19 protein-coding genes, 1 tRNA gene and 1 riboswitch are annotated in these 22,358 nt (G+C 68.1%); of the genes, 8 read left to right on the forward strand and 12 right to left on the reverse strand.

All coding sequences use genetic code 11. The annotated features are described in order from the left end of the window. The first annotated feature begins 21 nt into the window (after positions 1-21). Together ACWFRF_RS28240 and ACWFRF_RS28245 are read left to right on the forward strand one after the other, a co-directional pair. Positions 22-1,221 carry a DNA polymerase III subunit delta' gene (locus ACWFRF_RS28240; RefSeq protein ID WP_452453073.1) on the forward strand — a complete coding sequence of 400 codons (1,200 nt, stop codon included), beginning with the start codon at positions 22-24 and terminating at the stop codon, positions 1,219-1,221. A gap of 58 nt (positions 1,222-1,279) precedes the next feature. Next, positions 1,280-1,352: transfer RNA gene (locus tag ACWFRF_RS28245), tRNA-Thr, on the forward strand. Positions 1,353-1,403: 51 nt separating this feature from the next. Here the strand turns inward: ACWFRF_RS28245 and ACWFRF_RS28250 are convergent. Then, positions 1,404-2,285 (reverse strand): hypothetical protein, encoded by an 882-nt coding sequence (locus ACWFRF_RS28250; RefSeq protein ID WP_452453075.1) that lies wholly within the window; start codon positions 2,283-2,285, stop codon positions 1,404-1,406. 109 nt (positions 2,286-2,394) lie between these two features. On the opposite strand from ACWFRF_RS28250, the gene ACWFRF_RS28255 reads away from it, so the two are divergent. Then, the gene (locus ACWFRF_RS28255; protein WP_452453077.1) at positions 2,395-2,976 is read left to right on the forward strand and encodes an ArsR/SmtB family transcription factor; all 582 of its coding nucleotides are present in this window, start codon (positions 2,395-2,397) and stop codon (positions 2,974-2,976) included. An 8-nt stretch (positions 2,977-2,984) separates the two neighbouring features. Continuing rightward, positions 2,985-4,358, forward strand: coding sequence for an alpha/beta hydrolase family protein (locus tag ACWFRF_RS28260; RefSeq protein ID WP_452453079.1), 1,374 nt, complete (start codon positions 2,985-2,987; stop codon positions 4,356-4,358). A gap of 95 nt (positions 4,359-4,453) precedes the next feature. Here ACWFRF_RS28260 and ACWFRF_RS28265 read toward each other — a convergent pair whose 3' ends face one another. Then, positions 4,454-5,542 (reverse strand): alpha/beta fold hydrolase, encoded by a 1,089-nt coding sequence (locus ACWFRF_RS28265; protein WP_452453081.1) that lies wholly within the window; start codon positions 5,540-5,542, stop codon positions 4,454-4,456. A 215-nt stretch (positions 5,543-5,757) separates the two neighbouring features. Here ACWFRF_RS28265 and ACWFRF_RS28270 point away from each other — a divergent pair, with 215 nt between their 5' ends. Further along, positions 5,758-6,222, forward strand: coding sequence for a DUF2752 domain-containing protein (locus tag ACWFRF_RS28270; protein WP_452453083.1), 465 nt, complete (start codon positions 5,758-5,760; stop codon positions 6,220-6,222). 38 nt (positions 6,223-6,260) lie between these two features. Beyond that, positions 6,261-6,446, forward strand: coding sequence for a hypothetical protein (locus ACWFRF_RS28275; RefSeq protein WP_379312161.1), 186 nt, complete (start codon positions 6,261-6,263; stop codon positions 6,444-6,446). Here the strand turns inward: ACWFRF_RS28275 and ACWFRF_RS28280 are convergent. The 7 genes from ACWFRF_RS28280 to ACWFRF_RS28310 all read right to left on the reverse strand — a co-directional run bounded on the left by ACWFRF_RS28280 (position 6,431) and on the right by ACWFRF_RS28310 (position 17,937). Then, positions 6,431-7,786, reverse strand: a complete 1,356-nt coding sequence (locus ACWFRF_RS28280; protein WP_452453085.1) for a M1 family metallopeptidase — start codon at positions 7,784-7,786, stop codon at positions 6,431-6,433. The two genes, ACWFRF_RS28275 and ACWFRF_RS28280, sit on opposite strands and share 16 nt — an antisense overlap. After that, the gene (locus ACWFRF_RS28285; RefSeq protein WP_452453087.1) at positions 7,786-11,694 is read right to left on the reverse strand and encodes a Pls/PosA family non-ribosomal peptide synthetase; all 3,909 of its coding nucleotides are present in this window, start codon (positions 11,692-11,694) and stop codon (positions 7,786-7,788) included. The genes ACWFRF_RS28280 and ACWFRF_RS28285 overlap by 1 nt, the downstream gene beginning before the upstream one ends. A 156-nt stretch (positions 11,695-11,850) precedes the next feature. Beyond that, positions 11,851-12,285: a MarR family winged helix-turn-helix transcriptional regulator gene (locus ACWFRF_RS28290; RefSeq protein WP_378996442.1), complete on the reverse strand. Its 435-nt coding sequence runs from the start codon at positions 12,283-12,285 to the stop codon at positions 11,851-11,853. Between the two features lie 110 nt (positions 12,286-12,395). After that, positions 12,396-13,652 carry a hypothetical protein gene (locus tag ACWFRF_RS28295; protein WP_452453089.1) on the reverse strand — a complete coding sequence of 419 codons (1,257 nt, stop codon included), beginning with the start codon at positions 13,650-13,652 and terminating at the stop codon, positions 12,396-12,398. Continuing rightward, positions 13,645-15,840: a S8 family peptidase gene (locus ACWFRF_RS28300; protein WP_452453091.1), complete on the reverse strand. Its 2,196-nt coding sequence runs from the start codon at positions 15,838-15,840 to the stop codon at positions 13,645-13,647. The genes ACWFRF_RS28295 and ACWFRF_RS28300 overlap by 8 nt, the downstream gene beginning before the upstream one ends. A 24-nt stretch (positions 15,841-15,864) precedes the next feature. After that, positions 15,865-16,995: an AAA family ATPase gene (locus tag ACWFRF_RS28305; RefSeq protein WP_452453093.1), complete on the reverse strand. Its 1,131-nt coding sequence runs from the start codon at positions 16,993-16,995 to the stop codon at positions 15,865-15,867. Positions 16,996-17,232: 237 nt separating this feature from the next. Then, complete coding sequence (locus ACWFRF_RS28310) at positions 17,233-17,937, reverse strand: class I SAM-dependent DNA methyltransferase (RefSeq protein WP_452453095.1); 705 nt, start codon at positions 17,935-17,937, stop codon at positions 17,233-17,235. A gap of 173 nt (positions 17,938-18,110) precedes the next feature. Further along, positions 18,111-18,225, forward strand: a riboswitch (SAM riboswitch). Between the two features lie 41 nt (positions 18,226-18,266). Between ACWFRF_RS28310 and ACWFRF_RS28315 the strand changes: the two genes are divergently transcribed. Both ACWFRF_RS28315 and ACWFRF_RS28320 read left to right on the forward strand, forming a co-directional pair. Next, positions 18,267-19,583, forward strand: coding sequence for an aminotransferase class V-fold PLP-dependent enzyme (locus ACWFRF_RS28315; RefSeq protein ID WP_452453097.1), 1,317 nt, complete (start codon positions 18,267-18,269; stop codon positions 19,581-19,583). 209 nt (positions 19,584-19,792) lie between these two features. Then, positions 19,793-20,347 (forward strand): excalibur calcium-binding domain-containing protein, encoded by a 555-nt coding sequence (locus tag ACWFRF_RS28320; RefSeq protein ID WP_452453099.1) that lies wholly within the window; start codon positions 19,793-19,795, stop codon positions 20,345-20,347. A 29-nt stretch (positions 20,348-20,376) separates the two neighbouring features. Here ACWFRF_RS28320 and ACWFRF_RS28325 read toward each other — a convergent pair whose 3' ends face one another. The 3 genes from ACWFRF_RS28325 to ACWFRF_RS28335 all read right to left on the reverse strand — a co-directional run bounded on the left by ACWFRF_RS28325 (position 20,377) and on the right by ACWFRF_RS28335 (position 22,182). Next, on the reverse strand, positions 20,377-21,012 hold the full coding sequence (locus ACWFRF_RS28325) for a Uma2 family endonuclease (protein WP_452453101.1): 636 nt from the start codon (positions 21,010-21,012) through the stop codon (positions 20,377-20,379). 52 nt (positions 21,013-21,064) lie between these two features. Beyond that, positions 21,065-21,532, reverse strand: a complete 468-nt coding sequence (locus ACWFRF_RS28330) for a flavin reductase family protein (RefSeq protein ID WP_452453108.1) — start codon at positions 21,530-21,532, stop codon at positions 21,065-21,067. 173 nt (positions 21,533-21,705) lie between these two features. Beyond that, a complete protein-coding gene (locus ACWFRF_RS28335; RefSeq protein ID WP_378996456.1) occupies positions 21,706-22,182 on the reverse strand; it encodes a YbaK/EbsC family protein in 477 nt (158 codons plus the stop codon). Positions 22,183-22,358: the final 176 nt, after the last annotated feature.

A 22,358-nucleotide genomic window follows, 5' to 3' on the forward strand; every position in this document is an offset into this window, starting at 1 on the left:
CCCGCGGCTAGGGTGTAGCGCGTGGCAGGTGTCTTCGATCGACTGGTCGGCCAGGACGTGGTCGAGACCGAGCTGGCCGCTGCCGCGAAGGCGGCGCGGGCCGGTGTGGTCACCGGGGCGATGACGCATTCGTGGTTGTTCACCGGGCCTCCCGGTTCGGGGAGGTCTGTCGCGGCGCTGTGTTTCGCGGCGGCGCTGCAATGCACCGATCCCGAGACCGTCGGGTGCGGGCAGTGCCATGCCTGCACCACCACGATGGCCGGTACCCACGGTGACGTGCGGCGCATCATCCCCGAGGGGCTGAGCATCAGCACCAAGGAGATGCGGGCCATCGTGCAGATCGCGGCACGTCGCCCGAGCACCGGTCGCTGGCAGGTCGTGGTCGTCGAAGATGCCGACCGCCTCACCGAGGGGGCCGCCAACGCGCTGCTCAAGGTGGTCGAGGAACCGCCGGACCGCACTGTCTTCCTGCTGTGTGCTCCCACCGTCGACCCCGAGGACATCTCCGTCACCCTGCGCTCGCGGTGCAGGCACGTTCACCTCGTGACACCGACCGTTCCCGCGATCGCCCAGGTCCTGCGCGAGCGCGACCGACTCGACGCGAAGACCGCCGACTGGGCTGCTTCGATCAGCGGCGGCCATGTCGGTCGAGCCCGCCGCCTCGCCACCGACGAGGACTCTCGCCAGCGACGCAAGCGTGCCCTCGCTCTGGTCACCGCGACCGAGCGCCCCGGCGCCGCCTACGCCGCCGCCGACGAACTGGTGAAGTCAGCCGACGACGAAGCCAAACTGATGAGCGCCGATCGCGACGACCGCGAACGCGACGAACTCGCCACCGCTCTCGGCGCGGGCGGCACCGGCAAGGGCTCGGCGTCCGCCACCCGCGGTTCGGCGGGCGTTCTCAAAGACCTCGAACGCCGCCAGAAGTCCCGCGCCACCCGCACCGGCCGCGACGCACTCGATCGCGCCCTCATCGACATCGCCGGCATGTACCGCGACGCCCTGGCCATGCGATTCGCCGGCCGCGGCGCCCCCATCACCCTCACCCACCCCGACATGGCCGACGAGATCACCGACCTCGCCACCAACGTCCGCCCCGAAGGCCTGCTCCGCAGCATCGACGCCGTCCTGGCTTGCCGCGAAGCCCTCGACCTCAACGTGAAACCTCGCTTCGCCATCGCCGCCATGACCGCCACCCTCATCACCGCCCGCACCACCTGACCACCCGTTTTCGCGTTCTACCCCTTCCCGCGATAGACTCGCGTCGCCGAAATGGCACGCCGCCTTAGCTCAGTCGGTAGAGCGCTTCACTCGTAATGAAAAGGTCGGGGGTTCGATTCCCCCAGGCGGCTCCGAGGTCATCAGACCCTTTCCGGGAAACCGGGGAGGGTCTTTTGCTGTATCTAGTGGCCGCCGAGGAGGTTCCAGACTGTTCGGCGTTCGTGGGTGATGTCGATGGGGGTGCCTGCGAGGGTGGTGAGGAGGTCGGGGAGGGGCCAGGTGGCCAGGTGGGCGTAGCGGGCTGAGTAGAGGCCGAGGTGGGTGAGGGCGTAGGTGTCGGTGTGGTCGAAGAGGACGTAGGCGATGACCTGGTAGAGGGCGTGGGAGGTCAGGGAGTCGGCGCGGATGCCGGTGCGCTGGTTCTTCGGGCCGAGGTGGGTTTTGAGGTCGAGGAGCAGGCCTGCGCTGATGAGGTCGGCGTCGGCGTTGCACAGGACCGAGGCATCGAAGGTGGGGCCGGGGAAGGTCGGGGGGTGCAGGTGGGGGAGGAGGTGTTCTTCGGCGAGGCCGCGGAGTTCCCAGAGTTGGCGGATGGCGTCGGGGGGTGCGAGGGCCAGGAGGTGCTCGGGGGTGAAGCGGTCGGTTTCGAGCAAGTTGTCCAGGGCTGACTCGCGCAGCAGGCCGCGCCGGTAGACGTCGGTGCACAGGGCAAGGGCCCAGCAGGCTCGGCTGAGTCGGTCGACGTCGGTGGCGGTCGGGGCGACCGCGGCCTGAGCGGTCTCGATCACCGACTCGATGACGGCCGACTCTCGCGGATGGCCGAAGAATCCGAGTAGCGGCAGAACCGGCGCGTGTTCGGGGACCAGCAGGAACCTGATCTCGAAGTCGAACGCGGCGCCGAGGGTGGCCGGGTTCGCGCCGCCGGTGTCGACAAGTAGTGGTCCGGCTCCGCGCCGGTACTCGGCCTGCACGCCCCTGGTGTGGGGAAACCGTTCGCGCAGGTATTCGCGCAGCGGTGAGGTCTCGTCGCGCAGTGCGGCGGACAGATTGGTGTAGACGTACACGGACCCTCCGTCTCCAGAGACGAGCGTGCTGTCGATAGTGCCATGGGCCGGACCCCATGTTGCATAAATTTCTTTGCACAGATATTTGTGCAAAGAGTACGTTGTAACTATGGCCGACGAGGTACCGCCCCGAGAGATCACCGATCCCGCAGCGCTGCGCGCGCTCGCGCATCCCCTGCGTCAGCGCATCCTGCGCGCGCTCGCCGAGAACGGACCGGCCACCGCGACAGCATTGGGCGCTCGGCTGGGCGAGAACACCGGCGCGACCAGTTACCACCTGCGCCAACTCGCCGAACACGGCTTCATCGAAGAGGCGCCCGAACTGGCCAAGGGCAAGGAACGGTGGTGGCGTTCGCCGCCGAAGGACCTGCGCTACCGGATGGATCGCGAGCAGTCACCGGAGCTCCGCGAGCTGATGGAAGGTCTTGTCGCCCAGCACATCGCCGAAGACATCGAGATGTTCCAGCGCTTCCAGGCCGAGCGTGCCGAGCTGGGCGAGTGGGCCGACATGATGCCCTTCTCGCGTGGCGCGATCTACGCGACGCCGGCCGAACTCGAGGAATTCTTCGAGGGCTACATGACGCTGCTCAAGCGTTTTCAGCAGTCGCACCCGCAGGATCGCCCGGGCGCCCGCCGTGTGCTGACGCGCTTCCTCGCCTTCCCCGCACCTCGCACGAACACCGCAAACTAGGACTAGGCGTGCTCTCTTTCTTCCGGCGAATCATCCTGCTCACCTTCATGATCACCGTCGTCACCGGATTTCCGGCGGCGCACGCGCAGAACACCACCACCGTCGACATCACCGTCACCCGCTCGGACGGCACGACCACCGGGGGCACCGTGCATGCTCCGGCGGGCGCGTCCGGCAGGCCGGGCGTCGTGCTCGTCCACGGATCGGGCGACGGCGGCGGCGAGCACTACGACGATGTCGCCGAGGCGTTCGCCCGCGCTGGCATCGTCGCGTTGCGCTACGACAAGCGCACCGAGGATTACACGCCGTCGCACCGTGACTACTCCCTCCTGGCCGACGACGCGCTGGCAGGCGTTGCCGCACTGCGGAATCGGCCCGAGGTGGACCCGGCGCGGGTGGGTCTGTGGGGCCTGTCGGAGGGCGGATGGGTCGCGCCCCTCGCCGCGTCGCGATCCGGCGACGCGGCGTTCTTGATCACGATCGGCGCGAATTCGGCCGCACCCGCCGCGCAACAGAACTGGGCGAACGAGACGCGGTTCGGTGCGGCGGGCGTGCGCGGTTCGATGGTCGATGTGCTGGCCCGCAACGGTATTCGTCAGCTGGTCGCGGCCGGTCAGTTCGCCCAAGCCGACTACGACCCGATCCCGGTGCTGGAGCGGATCACCCAGCCGGTCCTGGCGATCTGGGGTGATCTGGACCGTCTGACTCCACCCGGTGACAGTCTGCGCGGCTTCCAGACCGCCTTCGAGCATGCCGGAAAGACGAACTACACGCTGCGCACCCTCCCGAACGCCCAGCACGCCGGACAACCGACCACCGATGGCTTCGACAAACTTCCCGGTTTGGCGCCGGGATATGGCGAGCTCATGGGTGATTGGGTCAACGGGCTTCCCGGCTCCGCGACACCGCCGACAACGGATCAACCTGCGGCACAGGGGCATTCGGTGCGGGCGCTGACTCCCACCGCATGGTGGGAATCGACCGCGGTGCAGCTGACCTTGCTGTTCGGCACGATCCTGGCGCTGGGCGGCTACGCGTGCACCGGAAAGGTCCGCTCCTGGCGACTGCCCGATCGGCTGCCGGCGCGAGTGCTGTTGTGTACGACGGTGATCGGCATCCTCGGCACGATCGTCCAGCTCGGCTACATCCTCACCACCCGCGCAACCTCGTTCGGCCCCTTGCTGTTCGGCCGAACCCTGCCCTGGCTGGCATTGCAGCTGATCGCCTTCGGCGCGGTGGTCGCGCTCGGTTTCGTGCTCGCCCGCGCCCGTCGCACCCTCGCCGGTGCGAGCGCCGGAGCGCGGACCCGATGGGTCCTCTTGGTCTGCGGTGGAACAGGATTCGTGCTCTGGGCACTGTACTGGGGTCTGCTGCTCCCTTGAACCTACGAGAAAGGCCCCCGACGAGGTCGGGGGCCTTCTTCGCGGTTACTCCTGAGCCGATCGCCGTTGATCGGTCTCAGGAGAACTGGCTCGGGTCAGCGGGCAGCGACGTTGCGGCGGGTGGCCCGAGAGTTCATGGAGCTGCGCAGGATCTGGTGCAGAACGGCGTCGAAGGCGTCGGTGTCTTCGACATTGCTGAGGTGGCCGTGCGGCAGCACGTGGAAATCGGCCAGGTGGCCGGTGCGGCGCAGGGTGTCGACGATCGGGCGTGACAGGCGCTGTGGCAGCAGCCGGTCCCTGGCGCCGGCGATCACCGTGGTCGGGACGGTGAGATTGGCGGTGCCCGCCGACAGATCCATGTCGGCCATCGCGGCAGCGTGGCGCCCGCGCGCGATCGGGCGACAGGAGCGGATGATGCCCATCGCGAAGTCGACCTCGTCGGCAGTGGCCTCGGGGGTGAGGATGCGACTGCGCAGAACCTGCTGGGTGAGCCAGCCGCCGGGGATCGGCAGCGGCGCGAACAGCAGCGACTCGCTGACCGGCTGCGGCATCCGTACCGGTGCGCCGAGCAGCGTGACCGGGTATTGCGCGACGGTGAGCTGCTTGTTCAGCAGCGGCAGCATGTCGGTTTCCCAGCGGATCGCGGCATTGGCGGTGTTGGCGAGCAGCACGGCGGACGCGCGTCCGGAGACCTGTTCGGGGTGATGCTTGGCCCAGGCCTGAATGGTGAGCCCGCCCATGCTGTGCCCGGCCAGGACCGCTTTCTCGTCTTCGCGCAGCGTCGCGTCGAGGACCGCGGACAGGTCGTCGGCCAGGGTGTGTTCGCTGGGGGCGGCGGTGCCGAGGGTGGAGGCGCCGTGGCCGCGCTGGTCGTAGCTGACCACGCGGTACTCGCCGGCGAAGGCGGTGATCTGCGGGTTCCAGTATTCGATACTGCAGGCCCAGCCATGGATGAGGACCAGGGTGGGGGCGGTATCGGGACCGTAGACGTGGACCCGGAGCTGGGCGCCGTCCGCGGTGGTCACCGGGACGACCCGGTGCTCGACGGTGGGGGCGTTGAATTTCGCGGTGGCGAAACTGCGGGTACGCAGCCCGGCACGGAACTGTGCGGTCAGTGCGCCGGTCTCGAGGTGAGAGACCATGGATCGCGCTGCCGCGAGCGTCATCATCGACTTCGCAAGCATTGTCGGCACTCCTTTGTGTCGTAGGCCACCGTACAGTGCAAGCCAGGGTGCTAGCTAGTGTTAGCGGGTCACAGTGTCCCACTTGTTGTGAACTGGGTCACCGAGCGTGCTGACATTGTGAAATCGCCTGAAATCAGCGAAAAATTACACCGGATGGGCACGATCGGGCATCGGTCGCGCTGGCGGCGGCGGACGGCCGCCGCTACCGTATTGGAGTGGACAAAACGCACGTCACGGCCGAGTTTTCCGGCGCGGACCCGAACCGGGGTACCGCGCGCTCGACCTGGCAGCGGATGACGCCACCCCTGCTCGCCGCCGGTCTCGGCGTCGGCACGCTGGCCCTGCTGCAATTCCGTGACCCCCACATCGAGGGTTCCTACGGGCTGTGCCCGGTTTACGCGCTGTTCGGGGTGTACTGCCCAGGGTGCGGCGGCATGCGCGCGATGCACAACCTCACCGACGGCAACATCGTCGACTCGCTGCACAGCAATCTGCTGGCCCTGCCCCTGACCGTGGCCTTCGCGGTCTTCGTCATCGACTGGATCCTGCGCGCTCGTCGCGGACAGCGGTGGCGCGTGCCCGGGCTCAGCGCGGTGACCGTGTGGTCTTTCTTCGGCCTGCTCGCCCTCTATACCGTGCTCCGCAACACGCCGTGGGGAACGTGGCTCACCCCCGTCTGACGCTGATTCGCGAGCTGATTACCGGGCACCCTGGAGATATGGGCGATTCACTGAAAGACAGAGTCCGGCGGAAGTTGCAGCGTCAGCTCGCCCAGGACGGACCCGACCCCGAGCAGGACGACGCCAGGACCATCTCGGTCGCCGACGATCTCGAGGCGCTGGAGATGGTGCAGGCCGACGATCCGTTCATCGAGGAATTGGCCCAGCGCTATCTGGTGTTCTGATGCGCCTGCCCGCCCAGCGGCGGTAGTTGCGGCAGCGGCTTGGTCCCGAGCCAGATCGCGAACAACCCACGCAGCGGCGCCACGCTGTAATGACCGGCCAGGTCGACGAACTCCTCCGTAGTAATAGAGGAATGCAGGAAGCGCGCGGTCCATTCGCGAATCAGCTCGAAGAACAGATGGTCGCGTAGTTCCAGCCGCAGCGCGTGCAGGGTGAGCGCCCCGCGCTTGTAGACCCGGTCGTCGAACATGTCCTTGGGTCCGGGATCGCCGACGATGATGTCCTGCGGCTGACGCGCCAGGTTCGCGCGCGCCGCCCGCGCCAGCTGATCGGCGGTCGGTCCACCGGACGCTTCGGACCAGATCCATTCCGCGTAACAGGCGAAACCTTCGTGCAGCCAGATGTCCTGCCACCGCTTCAGTGTGAGGCTGTTGCCGAACCATTGATGCGCGAGTTCGTGTGCGACAAGACGTTCCGCGCCGCGCTTGCCATCGCAATGGTTGGCACCGAAGATCGAAATGCCCTGCGCCTCGATCGGGATGTCGAGCTCGTCGTCGGTGACGACCACGGAGTAGTCGTCGAACGGGTACGGCCCGAACCGCTCGGTGAACAGGGCCATCATCTCGGGCTGACGCGCGAAGTCGTGTTCGAAGCTCGCCCGTAACCGTGGCGGGATGACCGCGTGCATCGGTACGGGTTCACCGACGGCGCCGACCCGGTACTTGCGGTAGTTGCCGATCTGGATCGTCGCCAGATAGCTCGCCATCGGCTCGGCCATCTCGTACACCCAGGTGGTCTGGCTGGCCTTGGCCTGCTTACCGACCAGGGTGCCGTTGGCCATCGCGTAGAACGGGCTGTCGGTGGTGATCGAAATCCGGTAGGAGGCTTTGGAACTCGGGTGGTCGTCGCACGGGAACCAGGACGCGGCGCCGTTGGGCTGGCTCGCCACCAGCGCGCCCTCGGTGAGCTCTTCCCAGCCGACCTCGCCCCACGGGCCGCGCACCGGCTTGGGGGTGCCCGAGTAGTGGACGGTGATCTCGAGAACGCCACCGGCGGGGATCTTCTGCTGCGGCGTGAGCGCGAGCTTTCCCTGCTGATGGACGAATTTCACCGCCTTCGATCCGTTGACGAGAACCTTCGACACCATCAATGCCTGCGACATGTCGAGGGTGAACCACGGCCGCACCGCAGTGGTGACCGCGATGATCACCGCACGCCCGGCGAGCCGGTTGCTGGCCGGTCGGTAGCTCAGTTCCAGCTCGTAGCGGGACACGCGGTAGCCGCGATTGCCGTTCTGCGGCAGGTACGCGTCGATGGGGTCCTCGTAGAACTTGCTCCGCATCAGGCGGCTCCGCGCTGCCTCGACTCCCGCGTCGAGGCGGGATCGGTCCAGTGCGCGATGGGATTGCCCCACCAGCGAGTCGACGGCGGAACCACGTCGCCGCGCATGACGAGCGACGCCGGGCCGATGGTGGCGCCCGCCCCGATGTGGGCGGCGGGCAGGGCGACGCAGTGCGGGCCGAGGGTGGCGCCCGCGTCGAGTGTCACGGTGTCCATGGACATGATGCGGTCGTGGAACAGGTGTGTTTGCACCACGCAGCCGCGCTCCACGGTCGCGCCGTCACCGAGTGTCACCAGGTCCGCCTCCGGTAGCCAGTAGGACTCGCACCATACCCCGCGGCCGATCTTGGCACCGAGTCCGCGAAGCCACAGATTCATGACGGGAGTACCCGTGGCGGCCCGCGCGAACCACGGCGCCGCGACGGTCTCGACGAAGGCGTCGGAGACCTCGTTGCGCCACACGAACGAGCTCCACAGCGGGTACTCCACCGCGCGAATCCGCCCGACGATCAACCACTTGGCGGCCACCGCGATGGCACCGGCGACAGCGCCCGCGGCCATCAGTACCAGACCTGAGACAAGAGCCGCGACAAGGTAATCGGTGTGCTGAGCGATCAACGCGAGCACGAGCAGCACGCTGAGACCGATAGCGAAGGTCACCATCACCGGGATCAGCCGGCAGGTCTCCACGAAGGCACGGGCCAGCTTGAGCCGCAGTGGCGGATCGAACGTGCGCGAGGTGTCGCTGGATTCGGTCGCGCGACGAAGCCGCACCGGCGGGCTGCCCAGCCAGGACGAGCCTGCCTTGGCCTTGTTCGGCGCGGCCGAGAGCACCGCGACCAGACCGTTCTTGGGCACGCGCCGACCGGGCGCGGTCATCCCCGAATTGCCGAGGAAGGCGCGCTTGCCTACCTTGGATTCGCCGATGCGCAGCCAGCCGCCACCGAGTTCGTAGCTACCGATCATGGTGTCGTCGGCCAGGAACGCGCCGTCGGAGATCACGGTGAACTTGGGCAGCATCAGCACGGTCGACGCCTCGACGTTCTTGCCGATCTTCGCGCCGAGCAGGCGCAGCCAGACGGGGGTGAGCAGGCTGGCGTACAGCGGGAACAGGAACGTGCGGGCGGAATCGAGCAGGCGTTCGGTGGCCCACACCTGCCAGCCGGTCCGGCTGCGCACGGGGTGGTAGCCCTCGCGCAGACCGATGCTGAGCAGCCGCACCGCGAGCACGGTCGCCACGGCGTACACGCCGAGACTGAGCAGCGTGGCGAGCGGCAGGATGGCGAAACCGTGCAGGGCGGCGGCGCTGATCGTGGTCTCCTCGCGGACCCACCAGGCGATGAAAGTGCCGCCGACGGCGAGGCCGAACACGGGCATCGCGGCCAGCACCATCGACGACAGGCCGAACACGACAAGCCAGTGCCTGGCGCGTTCCGGGGAGTGGTCGGGCCAGCGGCGCGGTGCCTTCCCGGTCTTGGTGGCGGGCGAACCCGCCCATTCCTGTTCGCCCTTGACCTTGCCCGAGACGGCGGAGCCCGGGGCGATCTCGGCCTTCTTGCCGATCTTGGTGCCGGGCAGCAGGATCGAGCGGGCGCCGATCACCGCGCCGTCACCGATGGTGATACCGCCGATGTGCACGATGTCGCCGTCGACCCAGTAGCCGGACAGGTCGACCTCGGGTTCGACGCTGGCGCCGTCGCCGAGTTCGAGCATGCCGGTGACCGGCGGCAGGCTGTGCAGGTCGACGCCCTTGCCGATCTTGGCGCCGAGCGCGCGAGCGAACGGAACCATCAGCGGTGCGCCGGACAGGCTTTCGGCGCCACTGGCCTCGGACAGGCGTACGGCGGCCCATAGACGTAGGTGCACGGCCGAGCCGCGCGGGTAGGACCCGGGCCGAAGTCCGGCGAGCAGAATTCGGGCGCCCGCCACGCAGATCGTCATGCGGCCGATCGGCGAGATGAACAGTACGAACGCCAGCAGAATCCACCACCAGGACAGGCGTGGCAGCCACGGCAGCGAACCCGACCAGCCCGCGATGCCCGAGACCACGGTCAGCCACGTGACCCACTGCAACCCGGTGAGGGTGGTCAGCGGGATCGTGGCCAGCACCTGGGCGATCTGGGCGCGCAGCGGCGTCGGCTGCACGACGCGCACGTCGACGGCCGCGACCGGTGCGCTGCCGTCGAGCAGTTCGACCAGCGAACCGAGCCGCGGGTGGTCGTAGAGATCGGCGACGGTGACGTGCGGGTACCGCTCGCGCAGCGCGCCGACGAGCTGCGCCGCCGACAGTGAGCCGCCGCCGAGATCGAAGAATTCCGCGTCGAGATCGGTGGGCTGGGTGCCGAGGATCGCGTCCCACAGGTTCGCCACCCACGCCGCGGTGCCGGACAGTCCCGTCTCGGGTTCGTCGGTCGACGGCAGCGGCCATGGCAGTGCGTCGCGGTCGACCTTGCCGGAGGTGCGGGTCGGCAGGTCGGCGACGACAGCCAGTCGCGGCACCAGTGGAGCCGGAAGTTGTTCGGCCAGAATCTCTCTGGCCTTCTTCACATCGAAATCAGGACCGGCGCCGGTGAGGTAGCCGACGAGAATCTTGTTGCCGGCCTTGGTGGTTCGGATCGCGGCGGCCGCGCCGCTGACACCCGGCAGATGCTGGAGCGCGTTGTCGAGCTCACCGAGTTCGATGCGGCGGCCACCGATCTTGATCTGGTCGTCGGCGCGGCCGAGGAAGATCAGGCCCTCGCGGTCGTTGCGGACCAGATCCCCACTGCGATAAGCGCGTTCCCACCCGAGGGAGGGCAGCGGCGCGTACTTCTCGGCGTCCTTGGCCGGATCGAGGTAGCGGGCCAGTCCGACGCCGCCGATCACGAGTTCACCGGTTTCGCCTTCGCCCACCGGGTTGCCTTGCGGGTCGACGACGGTGAGGTCCCAGCCGTCGAGCGGCAGGCCGATCCGGACGGGCATCTCGCCGGTGAGCAGCGCGGCACAGGCGACCACGGTCGCCTCGGTGGGCCCGTAGGTGTTCCACACTTCGCGGTCGGCGCCGGTCAGCCGTTCGGCCAGCTCCGGAGGTACCGCCTCGCCGCCGAAGATCAGCAGTCGCACCGATTCCAGCGCCTGGGCAGGCCAGGTCGCGGCCAGCGTCGGCACCGTGGAGACGATGCTGATCTCGCGGCGCATCAGCCACGGGCCGAGGTCGGCGCCGGTGCGCACCAGATCGCGCGGCGCCGGAACCAGGCAGGCGCCGTTGCGCCAGGCCAGCCACATTTCCTCGCAGGAGGCGTCGAAGGCCACCGACAGGCCGGCCAGGACCCGGTCGCCGGGGCCGATCGGGGCCTTTCGCAGGAAGAGCCGGGCCTCGGCGTCGACGAAGGCGGCGGCGTTGCGATGGGTTACCGCAACCCCTTTCGGGGTGCCGGTGGAGCCGGAGGTGAAGATGATCCACGCGTCGTCGGCGGGGGTGGGCAGGGTGTTCCAGTCGTGGTCGCCGGTGGCCGTGGTGGCCGACTCGATGCCGTCGCCGGTGGCGATCGCGCTCACCCTCGCCTCGCCGAAGACGAGCCTGGCTCGCTCCTGCGGGTCGTCGGCGTCGACGGGCACGTAGGCGGCGCCGCAGTAGAGCACGGCCAGAATCGTCACGTACAGCGCGGCGGAGCCCGAGGGCATCCGCACGCCGACCCGGTCGCCCGGTCGCACGCCCGCCTCGGTGAGCTCGGCCATCCTGGCCTCGATCGTGGCGATCAGTTCCATGTAGCTGAGCACAACGGTGCCGTCGTCGATGGCCGGTGCGTCCGGGTGTGCGAGGGCGGTGCTGGTCAGGATGTCGACCAGGGTGCGCGGCGGCGCGGCGAGATCCGCGCGCAACAGCGGGTCGCGCAGGACCGCCGGTACCTCAGTGTGTGGCTCGAGCATCGTGCTCAGTCCACCTCTCATCGGTTGACCCCCATCGGTGGTGTCTGTTGTTTCATGAGCGGGTTACCGGAGGGCAAACAGGATGGTCACCAGATGCCAACGGTACTCGGTGCGGGTGTTGCCGGACGGCAGCGAAAGGCGTGCCGTCGGCGCTGTTCACGACGGTGATTCCGGCAATTCGCCGAGGGCGGTGACCGCCAGCCGGTGCAGCGTCCGCTGTTCGTCTTCATCCAGGCCGCTCAGCACGCGGGCGGTGGCCTCGGCGATCAGCTTGTCGGTGCGTTTGCACTGCTTGCGCCCGGCCTCGGTGATCCGCAGCCGGTATTTGCGGCGATCCTTGCCGTCGCGGGTGCGCTCTACCAGGTCGGCGCGTTCCAGCGCGTCGATTAGGCGGACGACTTCACTGCGGTCGATACCGAGCGCGTCGCCCACCTTCTTCTGCGTCAGGTCGGCGTTTTCCTCGATGAAGGTGAGCACCCAGTGATCGCGCAACGGGACGCCGATCTCGGCGTGCAGCGCCTTGGTGAGCCGTCCGAGCGCGTACACCGGGTAGCGCGGAAGGCCGCGGACGGAGTTCGTGTTCGTGGACATGAGAGGGAACTCTAGCAAATAGTGGAGGTACCCAATCATCTTGGGTGTCCATCATGGGGTGCCTAGATGGTTGGAAACTGGGTGTGATCAGGCAACTCGGGGGCAATCGGTCAGGGGTAACCGACCACGTTGCGTGCGCGTGGCGAGCGCCCGGACTGATAGGTCTCGGCGCGGCGCCGGACCTGAGCGTGGATGCTCGATGCGGGATCGAGATCGGCGAGGTCGAACGAGATCTTGCCGCCGTGGTCGTGGTGGATGACCAGGGAATCGTCGAGGACGCGGTAGACCGCGCGAACCTCACCGTCGGCCCAGGCTGCGACGTACCGCACCGCGACAGCCCGGTGCAGCGCGAGTCGCCAGTACCTGCTGGTTCGCTCGCGCAATCGGTCGGCGTCGACGCCGTCGTACCAGCTGGGCTCCGTGATGTGCGAGGAGCTGCCCGCCTGTGCCCAACGGTCGGCGGCGCTCAGGTCGACCCACAGGATCTCGCCGTTGCCGACCTGGTGGCCCGCGCGGGTCACGCGGCGTGACGGCGGCCGCCGGGGCGGTTTGGCGCGTGTGCCGACGACGGTGACGGCGGGCGTGCCGGGCAGTCGCGTTGCCGGGTCCACGGGCTGGTAGCCGGGATTGTCCTCGCGGACGAAGCCGAGGACGCGGTCGAACGCCGACAGGCCCGGTGCGGGGGCGCAACCGTCCAGGCACAGCAGAGTGCGACCGAGCGCGAAGACGAGTTCCGCCGCGATCGAACCCCGCTTGTCCTCGTCGAACGCGCGGGTGAGGACCTGTGCGGGGACGATCACGATCGAGGTATCCGAGGGGCTGGTGTGCTCGGCGCAGCGGGTGAGGTGACCGACGTGCGCCGACTCGGACTCGGCGTAGAACAGGTAATACGCGGTGGCGCCGAAATGCGCTGCGGCGTCCTGCAGATCGGCTCGCTGCGCGGAAGGCAGAGCAGCCGATTTGATCGGTACACCCTGTCTGGCCCGCTTGGCCTGGATGAGTAACCGCACTTCGCTGGCACCTGAAGGGTCCTGCACGCTGTAGATGAAATCCGCACCGACTCCACGCCTGCCACGGGCCCGGTTACCGCCCTCCTCCGGTCGCGTCAGCAGCCGGAGCCCGCCCGATCCCGTCGCCTGCGTCGCCGACCCCCACGACGTGCACCGGCGCGGCGGCACGCAATCGGGGCACGGCGCGTCGATGCGGTAGTCGACCCCGGTGAGATGGCCGAGCAGGATCTCGGTGAACGTCTCCTCCTGCCACGGAAACAGCCGCGCGCCCAGGTGCTGCAGCCGGTATACGCTCTGACAACTCAGCCGCCGCGCCGCGATCGGGTCGACGAAGATCTCCGCCGGGAACTCAGACATCGAGTGGGATCTCGATCGTCGGGTGGAGCGCTTCGAGCTGGGTGACATAGGTGCTGAGCACCCGCTCGTACAGGTCGTCGACCTTGGCGTGGCGCACGGTGATCACCATCGAGTAGCGGATCGGCTGTGCGTTGACGGTGGGATGGCCGGATTCCCTGGCGGTGTGGTGGATGTCGAAGACCGGGTTGCGCAGGCTGTTGACGCGCTTGCTCCGCTCGGCGTGCAAGACGGTGTCCCACTTGTGGGAGTCACGGCGCAGCACGGCCTCGGGGTCGAGTTCGGTCGCGCGGAAGAACGGGGCCGAATCCGGGTGGATTCTGGTCGGTTCGGCGAACCGCTCGTCATGCGGACGGAACGTGACATCGAGGCCGCTGCGGGTGTAGCTGCCCGGGTCGGCGGGGTCGACCGGGGTAGCGAAGACCAGGGTCGCCCGAATGCGGACCATCCCGGCGGGAAGCGCTGCGGGGAGCGGAATCCGGGCGCGCAGGTACTTCGCGGGGGTGAGCTCACCCTGATAGAGAACTCTGGCTTCGCCGTCGCCGCACAGAACCATGTCGGCCAGGGTGGCGGCGATACGGCCGTGTCCTGAGTCGGAATCCGGTGAACTGGTGCGTCTTTCGGCAGTGTGCACGAGCAGGGCCTTCAGGTCTAGCGCACCGAGTTTCGGGCCGAACAGGGTGCGGGCGCCCAGTGCGGCGCGCAGGGCCATCGGGGCGGCGAAGCTGGTGCCGGAGTCGGGAACAGCGGTGCCGTCCGGTTCGACGACGTGGAACGGTTCGTGATCGCTGCCGCCGAAGGCGAGCAGGTCGGGCTTCACGGTGCCGGGGGAGCGGCCCGGCCCGATCGCGGAGTACGGCGCGCGATTCCATTGCGCTCCCACCCGATCCGACGAACCGACCGCGAGCGCGTTGACGCTGTCGGCCGGAACCTGCACGCGCGCATTGCCACTCGGCTTGTCGGCCTCGCCGTTGTTGCCGACCGCGATGGTGGCCAGCGTGGTGCCGTCGCTGAGGTAGTCGTCCCAGAACGCGGTCCAGGCGTGCACTTCGTCGTCCTCGATGGGGAGTTCGGGCCCGATGCTGACATTGACGAACTCGTATTTGCGTTGGCGCAGCACGGTATCGATGCGCTCGATGGCCGAGTACAGCTCGCACTGGTCGTCGTCGGTGTCCTCGTCGAGCACCTGATAGTGGTCGATGTAGCCGTAGGGGACTGGGACCGGCTGGACGGGGTCCACGCTGCCGAACAGCAGCGCCGAGGTGACGCGGTGGCCGTGGTCGAGATAGGTGCGCTGCGGCGCGGCGCTGTCGGCGAAGGTGTGGGCGTCGACCCAGCGGGTCAGCGGGGTGCGTGCGGGGATGCCACCGTCGAAGACCGCGATGGTGAGTTCCCGGTCGGTCGGCTCGGCCGTCGGCAAGGCCGGGCGGAACGTCGACAGCGCTGTCCTGGTGGTGGTGTCGCGTCCGAGCTGGGTGCGCATGCGCGGCATGCGGCGGATCACCCTGGTGAAGGAGTAGCCGGCGAGCGCGGCGATGGCGGCGTGGGTTCCGGTGACGGGGACGAAGGCCAGACCACCGTTGTCGAGTCGGCGGTCGATGGCCACGTCGAGATCGAGATCGCGGGAGAAGTCGAGCAGACCCTGCAGGGCGATGTCGCGATCGGAGTGCAGCACCAATTCGGCGACGGTCTCCGAATTACGCGGTTGCGCTGCGAGTCTGAGCCTGTCGGCGGCATTGTTGAGCCGGAATTCCGCCAGGCTGACGATTCCGATCTCGGCGCCGCCCAGCGGTGTGTCGGCATTGATCCGCGCGGTGAGCAACTGCAGATTGACGCGGGTCGTCGCCAGGAACAGCAGGGTGCTCGCCCGTGGTCGGCCGTGCTCCGGCGCGATCGCCACCGGCCTGCTGCCCAGTGGATCCAACTGCATCGATGTGAGAAGTCGTGTGGGATAACCACTTTTGGACAGGTACTGCGGATGCAGAGTGACCGCCGTGACCGTCTCGTCCTCCGGGCAGGCCGTCTTCGGCAGCGCGTCCGCACTCGAGGTGGCCGCGCTGAGCATCGGCGCGAGTCGGGCTCGCGCCTGCGCCACCGTGTACGGGGACTGCGGCGAGCCGCCCGATCTGCTGGGAGAGATGGGCGCGGTGAGTCGCTCACCGAAGCCGATCAGAAATCGCGGTCCCGCCACCGGTGAATCCCCCCAGCTGCCACGTTATTCCCGTCGATGCGTGAAACCACGAATGGTGTCGCGCGACACCCCCGTCAGCGCGCTGATCTGGCGCTGAGACAAGCCTGACACGCCCGTCAGCGTCTGTGCCAGCCGTAACCGATCCGTTTTGGGAAGTTCAGCTGCCAGTCGCGCGGAATGCTCGGCCATCAGCCCGGGCAGTAGCTGGTCCTCGAGCACGCAACGCCTGCGCAATCGCAACATCGCGCGCTCGATATCGTTGAACGACAAGCCCTCCGACGCCAGCGCGACCGCGTCCACCGCGCCGTCGGGCAGTGGCTGCCCGGCGAATCGGCGAATCGCCTCGCAGCGTTGCTCGGCCTCGGGCAGCGCGAACTCCACGCTCACATCGAAGCGCCGCCACACGGCCGGATCCAGCAGATCGGCGTGGTTGGTCGCGCCGATGACCAGGCCCCCGCCGGTCGGCCAGTCGTCGATCTGCTGGAGCAGCACCGTCACCAGTCGCTTCAACTCGCCCACGTCGCGATCGTCGTCGCGACGCTTGGCGATGGCATCGAGCTCGTCGAGCAGCAGAACGCACGGCCGCTGCTTGGCGTAGTCGATGGCATGGCGCAGGTTGGTGCCGGTCTTGCCGAGCAGGCTGCTCATGATGGTCGCCAAGTCCAGGACCACCAGCGGTAGCGACAGTTGGTGGGCCAGCCAGGCCGCGGCCATCGTCTTGCCGACACCGGGCGGACCGACGAACAGCAAGCTGCCGGCCGGAGTCAGATCGGCGGCGGCCAGCCGGTCGGCCTGCCGGCGTTCGTCGACGATCTGGGTGAGCACGTCATAGGTTTCGGCGGCCAGGATCGGCACTTCGGCAGTGGAGCCGGGCGGGATCACCCGCAGCAGCGGCAGTCGGCTGTCGCCGTCGACCGGAATCGGCGTATCCACTTCCGCGCGTAGGGGGTTGGCGCGCGTGGGGTTCTGGCGCAGCAGCGCGATCAGCGCATCGGCCAGTTCGGGACTGGCATGCCGGTGGCGGCGCGCGGCGCGGCGCACGAACATTGCGACGTCCTGCTCGCGCCCGGCGAGCGCCAACCTGGCCAGGTGGACGAATTCGTCGGGTAGATCGGCGCTCACGTCCGCCGAAGTGGAGCTCAAGGCGTGTGACATGGTCTTCTTCCGATCAACTACGTGGACTATTTTCGCTTCACTCGATCGTACGGCGTCCATCACGGGCAAAGTTCACCCCTTGTGTACCGGTTTGACATCGGACCCCACCCGCAGCGCCACATTGATCTGCCGAGCCCTCAGCGCAGCGATTCCCTTCGTCGGATGCTAGTTCCGCCACGCCCCCTCATGGGCGATTCCCTTCGCGTCGGGCGTGCCTCGAAGCGTGCGGCGCGGTGCCTATGCGATGCCGAGCGTCCAGACCAGCGCCATGGTGAACGGGTGGCCGCGCAGGTCGGCCCACTTGGGTTTCGCCGCGAGCCAGGCGTCGTCCACCAGGGCCTCGGCCGCTTCGGTGAGGACCCAGCCCGCGTCGGTGCCCGCGGTGATGTGCTCGCTCAGCAGGTGCAGGTGGGTGCTGATCGCGATCGGATCGCCCCCAGCCGGGGTGTAGTGCGTCGGCATTCCGGTGACCATCATGAACTGTGGGTGGTAGCTGACGTGGGCGAACGTGGCTCCTGGGACAGCCAGCCGCGCGGCCTCGGCGTAGAACGGGCGCAGGTCCGGCAGATGTTCGTCGATCAGTGAGGAGATCACGAGATCGTAAGTGCCGCTGGGCAATTCGGTGGCACACACGTCGGCCCTGGTGAGTGTGCGGTGTACACCGCGTACGCGGGCACGGGCCAGCATGCCCGCGCTCAGATCGACGCCGTCGATCTCGGCGCTACTGCGGCTGCGCAACCACGCGCCGGTTCGCCCCGTCCCGCAACCCAGGTCGACCGCCTGGCGCACTCCCGCCCAATCCGGGCGGCGAAGCCGATCCAGCAGCGCCGAGTCCATCTCGTCCATCACGGTGCGCTCGTAGGTGTCGGCCCAGCCGTCGTAGCCGGTGGCGACATCGACGGTGGGGTAGTGGCGTCGGTCGAAATCGGCGAAGGCAGGCATCACCGGAGTGTCGCAAAGGAAAGCGCACGTGGACAACCGATTTCCCGCTGCGGGTCGCGACGGTCCGACCGCCGCGCCGAACCGGGAGATCTCGTGCGTGGCCGGGGTCGGCTCCGAGCGCGCCGGCGATCGGTGGTTGACAGGTCCGGTGGTCGTCTGTCACTCTCGTTGCAGGTCACGAGTACCAGCGTTCAGCCCCGGCTTGCTGGTCGGCAACCCTCCTCCGCGGTGGGGTGCTCCGGGTGACGACCAGGCTGACGTCCGAATTGGGCGCGGCAAGCGCGGGCCACCTCTTCAGGAGCGGGTCCCTGAGCCGACGGGATTTCGTCATGACTGCTGTAATCGACCCCACCTGTGCCATCGCCGCCGTTTCCGGTGCCGACCTGCAGGTTCCGCTCGTTCAGGGCGGTACCAGCTCCTACGCCAACTTCGACTACGCGGCGAGTGCGCCGGCGTTGAAGCAGGTCACCGACCGGATTTCGCAGTTGCTGCCGTTCTACGCCAGCGTGCACCGGGGCGCGGGATACGCCTCGCGGATCTCCACCGAGTGCTACGAGGCCTCGCGTGGGTCCGTTGCCCGGTTCCTCGACGCCGACGACGACCAGGTCGTGGTGTTCACGCGCAACACCACCGATTCGCTGAACCTGCTGGCCGGGTGCGTGCCAGGGGAGACCGTGGTACTCGATATCGAGCACCACGCCAACTTCCTGCCGTGGGCGAAGCACGGTCGTCGCGTCGTGCGAGCCGCCGCCACGGTCGAGGAGACGATTCAGCGTGTCGTCGCCGAGCTGTGCAGCAAGCCTGCCGCGCTGCTCGCGGTGACCGGCGCGTCCAACGTCACCGGTGAGGTGCTGCCGCTGGAACGGTTCGCGACCATCGCCCACCTGTGTGGTGCGCGCATCCTCGTCGACGCCGCGCAGCTGGCTCCGCATCGCCGGATCTCCCTGCGCGAGACCGGGATCGACTACCTCGCCTTCTCCGGACACAAGCTGTACGCGCCGTTCGGTTCGGGTGTGCTCGTCGGCCGGCGCGACTGGCTGGACGAGGGCGAGCCCTACCTGGCCGGTGGTGGTGCGGTGCGCAATGTCGGTGTGACAGAGGTCGAATGGGCGTGCGCGCCGCAGCGGCACGAAGCCGGTTCGCCGAATGTCCTCGGCGCGGCCGCTATTGCCGCTGCCTGCGATGCGCTGGCCGCCATCGATCCCACCGAACTCGTCGCGCACGAGCGCTTTCTGGCCGACCGGCTGCGTGACGGCCTGTCCGCGATCCCCGGCGTCGACCTGGTCGGTATCTGGTCCGACAGTCCCGACTGTGTGGGCATCGTCGCCTTCACGATCGCCGATGTCGCCCCTGGCAAAGTCGCCGCGTACCTCTCCGCCGAACACGCCATCGGCGTGCGCGACGGCCGCTTCTGCGCGCACCCCCTCCTCGCGAGCCTCGGCCTCGACGCCGCCCTCCGAGCCAGCATCGGCCTCGGCACCACCGCCGCCGATGTAGACCGCTTGATCAGTGCCGTAGCCACCCTGGTCAGCCACGGCCCCGCCTGGAATTACGCCGCCACCGACGGGCACTGGAACCCGACCCCCGAAACCCGTCCCCTCAGCGCCTCTTCCCCCGAAGGCGCCGCCCCCTGCCTGATCGGCTGAACTCGTCACAGGCGAGATTCGCCGAACGTCGGCCGTCGAGACCTGCTCTCGGCGGCCGATATTCGTTTTCCGTCGAGTGGTATCCGTCCGAGAACCCGACCGACCGCTTCTCGGAAATTCCAGGTTTGGACTGCCTCCCAGCTGGGTAACGCCTGTCGAACCCGTCGCGATGAAGCCCCCGAGATTGCCCGACAATCAAAGGGGACACCGTGACTCGACCGATTCAGCCGCCCGATCCGTGGGCTCGTCCGCCCCGCCGACCCGAAAAGAAGCGGCGTTGGCCGTTGCTGGCCGGGATCGGAGTCGCCGGCGTGCTCGGTCTCTCGGTCGTCGCCGGTCTCAGTGACGACAACCCCTCACCGGCCGCGCGGACATCACCCACCTCGACCCCCCGCGTCGTTGAATCATCGACCACGGCCAAGCCGTCGACGACCACCGCCGCCCCGACCACCACGGCGTCCACCGCCCCGACCACCACGATCGATCTCCCGCCGTCACCCATCGCACCCACCACCACTGCACCCACCACCACGATCGCGGCGCCGGCTCCACCGCCGGTCATCGTCCCCGTCCCGACCACCACCGTCGACCTCCCCGCCCCACGGGTGGCAGCCGTCCCGGAGCCCGAAGCGCCCGCGCCCGCCAGCGCCTACTACAAGAACTGCGCCGCTGCCAGAGCCGCCGGCGCAGCCCCGCTGCGCACAGGCGATCCCGGCTACCGCTCCGGCCTGGACCGAGACGGCGACGGCGTGGCCTGCGAATAGCGCCGATCAGATGCCGAGGCTGCCAGGCATCAGTCGAGGTCCGCGTCGAGGGCGTCCCAGGTGATGGTGACGTCGAGCGGATCAGTGATGGCGATCGCGAGGGGATTGTGCGAGCGGAACCGGGTTTCGGTGGAGATGTAGACGCCTGCGGTATTGAGACGAAGGATCTCGATGGATTTCACGCGGCCGTCGTTGTTCTCCATGCGGACGATCCAGTACTGCTCGATTCCCAGGCGGGCGTATTCCGCCCGTTTATCCACACAATCGGCGGTAACCGTCGCCGGTGATACCACTTCGACGACCAGCAGGGTGTCGCCTGCTGTCGGCTTGGTTTTCCACTTGTCGCGGGGGTCTTCGATGCAGCGGTACACAATGGCGTCGGGGCGGCGGAAGTTGAAGGGAACCTCCGAGACCAGCATGTCCAGTTCGCCGCTGGCCTTCAGGCAGGGCTGCCCGGTGGCGCGTTTCCGGATCGCTTCCCGCAGGGACTGTTTGATCACGTCGGCGCTGGCGATGTGATTCGGCGAAGGTGAGTCGCGATGCACCAGCAGGCCGTCTTTGACCTCGATCACCCGAGCGAGGTCTTCCGGCATCGCCACATACGTGTCCAGGTCGATTCTCGGAACACCGGCGCGCAACCACGACCAGTCGTATTCCTCGCTCATCGGACCAACCTAGCTGTGGCAGGTGGGTCACCGGCCTACACAGACGCTCTGATCAGGTGTCGAGGGCGGTGGGGCGGTGGTATTTGCCGTTGTAGTAGAGCAACGGGGCTGCGGAGGGGGACTCTTCGGTTTGGTCGTGGACTCGGGTGACCAGGCCTACGGCGAGGGTGTGGTCGCCCAGGTCGATGAGTTTGTGGAGGGTGGTGCGCAGCCAGATGGGGGTGCCGTGCAGGACCGGTTCGCCGGTGTCGAGGGTGGTCCAGAGGGCGCGGTCGGTGAAGCGGTCGGCGGCGGTACGAGAGAAGCGGTGGGCCAGGTGTTGTTGGTGTTCGCCCAGGAAATGGATCACCACCGAGTCCGCGGCTCGCAACGCGTTGATGCTCGATGAGGTGTGCGCGATGTTGAACGACACCAGCGGCGGTTCCAGCGACAGGGAAGCGAACGAGGTGGCCGTGAACCCCACCGGTCCGCTCTCGGCTCCGAGCGTCACCACCGTGACGCCGGCCGGATAGTGCCGCATAGAGGCCCGATACTGCTCAGCCGTTATCCCGCTCAGATCATCGGGAACGACCAGTCCGGTCTCAGAAGGTTGCACATCGCCCACCGCCCCCAACTTACGCCCGTCCGGCGCGCGTCCTCCCGGTCGCTGTGTCCGTTTGATCCAACTCACACGGTCGGGATGGGAAGCCGAATTCAGTCGATATCAATCGGCAGACCCGCGGTGATACGGATGATTTCGCGGAAGTTGGTGCGGAATACGGTGTTCGGGTGGCCGCCCGCTGCCCAGACTTCGGGGTGGGCGGCGAGGGCGGTGTCCACCCAGGTGGGGAGGTTGGTGGGGTGGCCGAGAGGGGCCGTGCCGTCGACGGGCTGGCCGGTGATGCGTTCGGCCAGGGCGGTGGGGGCGGGGGTGAGGGTGCCCTCGAGGCGTTTGCCGGTGCGGGCGAGGTCCACGTGGTGATGGTCGGCCACCAGGAGCAGGACGGGGTCGTCGTCGAGGAGGAAGACCTGGGCGGTGAGGATCGCGGTGGGCTGGGCGCCCATGGCGCGGGCGGCGTCGGCCGCGGTGGGAGCCGGCGTCTCGGGGCAGACGATGACGCCGTGGTGCCCGCGGGCGATGAGAGTTTCCGCGACCCGGCATGCGACCGGCGGCAATGACGACCTGCGCATGTCATCCAGAGTAGGTCGATTGCGGGAAATATGCTGTGTTACTTGGAGTTCTGGCGAACTCGAGTTCGCGGCTGTGTTTTTTGGAGCGCTGGCGCGCTCGAGTTCGCGGCCCCGCCGGTCCCGTCGATCAGGTGCCGTTGCTTGCTCCTTCGTCGCCTACGCAACGGCACCTGATC

The organism is Nocardia sp. NPDC055165 (genome assembly GCF_053606985.1).